A 1926-nucleotide genomic window follows, 5' to 3' on the forward strand; every position below is an offset into this window, starting at 1 on the left:
CTTCGGAACCACCCAACGGCAAGAAGCCATCAGCCACACCCCACCGTCCCGGGCACCCGGGGCATCAACCCCAGACGATCAACAACCTTATGGAGAAGCCATGTCTGCTCTCGCCGTCGCGCATCCGCACCACGCGTACCCCCGCCCGGTCCTGCTGCGCCCGGTTCCCGACCCGCCGCTCACCGTCACGATCAGCATCGCGGGCGGCGCCGCCGGCCGGGAGCGGGTGCTCGCCGCGCTGCGGGAGCTGGTGGACGCCGCCGGGCCGGCCGCGGTGGAGGTCGAGGGGATCGACGAGCCGCGGGACGGCTCCGGCATCCAGCTCGACCCGCGGGCGCGCACCGCCTTCCGCGACGGCCGGCTGCTCGAGCTCAGCCGCCTGGAGTACGACCTGCTGCTCTTCCTCGCCCAGCACCCGCGGCAGGTGTTCAGCCGTGCCCAGCTGCTCACCAACGTGTGGGGGCACCGGCACACCACCAACCGCACCGTCGACGTGCACGTCAGCCGGTTGCGTACCAAGCTGGACGATCCGGAGCTCATCACCACGGTGTACGGGCTGGGTTACCGCCTGGCCGACGATGCCCCGGTCACGGTTCACAGTTGATTCATCCCGAACGGGTAATATGCCCGCAGTATGGCGATCGTGTCCGCCCTGGTCAGGCGCCTGTTGATCGCGGCCGGGAGATCGTTCCGGGTGCTTGTCAGTTAATAGATCAATTTAAATACTCGGAGCACGGGCGCGCCGGACCGGCGCGCCATGCCACCCGTCCCCCTGGGAGGAACCGTGCTCACTCCGAAGCTTCGCCGACCGATCGTCGGCCTGGCAGTCGGCATTCTCGTCGGCAGCGGACTGGCCGCCACACCCGCCGCGGCTGCCCCGGCCGCCGGTGACTCGTTCTCGTCCACGCTCGCGGGATCCCTCGACTCCCGTCTCGGCGCCCGCGACGCCGGCTCCTATCTGGACTCCTCCGGCAAGGTCGTGGTCAACGTGACCGACGCGGCGACCGCCGCCGAGGTGAAGGCGTCCGGCGCCATCGCGCGCTTCGTCGCCCGCAGCGGCGCCACCCTGGCCGCCGCCGACAACACCCTCAAAGCGAATCTGAAGACCCCCGGTACGGCCTTCGCCGTCGACCCGGTCAGCAACCAGGTCGTGGTGAGCGTCGACGAGTCGGTCACCGGCGCCAAGCTCGCCGCGGTCAAGGCGACCGTCGCCAAGCTCGGTGACGCCGCCCGCATCGAGTCGGTCGCCGGCACGTTCAGCACGACCATCTCCGGCGGCGACGCGATCTACTCCGGTGGCGGCCGCTGCTCGCTCGGCTTCAACGTCCGCAACAGCGCCGGCACGTACTACTTCCTGACCGCCGGCCACTGCACGCGAGGCACGTCGAGCTGGAACAACGGCTCGGTCACGCTGGGCACCACGGCCGGCAGCAGCTTCCCCGGCAACGACTACGGCATCGTCCGCTACACCAACACGACGATCACCAAGACCGGCGGCGTGGGCACCAACATCGACATCAGCAGCGCCTCGACCCCGGCGGTCGGCGCCACGGTCTCCCGCCGCGGCTCCACCACCGGCACCCGCTCCGGCCGGGTCACCGCGCTGAACGCCACGGTCAACTACGCCCAGGGTTCGGTCTCCGGCCTGATCCGCACCACCGTCTGCGCCCAGCCGGGCGACAGCGGCGGCCCGCTCTACTCCGGCAGCACCGCGCACGGCCTGACCTCGGGCGGCAGCGGGAACTGCTCGACCGGCGGTACGACGTTCTTCCAGCCGGTCACCGAGGCCCTGAACGCTTACGGCGTGTCCGTCTACTGAGTTTGATTGCTTCGCCTCCGGCTCGCGGGCATCGCGCCCTTTGACGCCGGTGCCGAGGGCACCGAAATCGACCACGGCTTCGCCTCGTCGATTTCGGCACCCTCGGC

2 protein-coding genes are annotated in these 1926 nt (G+C 70.2%); both read left to right on the forward strand.

Translation table 11 applies throughout. The annotated features are described in order from the left end of the window. Positions 1 to 100: 100 nt before the first annotated feature. On the forward strand, positions 101 to 604 hold the full coding sequence (locus AB0F81_RS51130) for a winged helix-turn-helix domain-containing protein (protein WP_360211718.1): 504 nt from the start codon (positions 101 to 103) through the stop codon (positions 602 to 604). A 180-nt stretch (positions 605 to 784) separates the two neighbouring features. Further along, positions 785 to 1819, forward strand: coding sequence for a S1 family peptidase (locus AB0F81_RS51135; protein WP_360211721.1), 1035 nt, complete (start codon positions 785 to 787; stop codon positions 1817 to 1819). The last annotated feature ends 107 nt before the right edge of the window (positions 1820 to 1926 follow it).

It is taken from the genome of Actinoplanes sp. NPDC024001 (assembly GCF_040638955.1).
Lineage (GTDB): Bacteria > Actinomycetota > Actinomycetes > Mycobacteriales > Micromonosporaceae > Actinoplanes.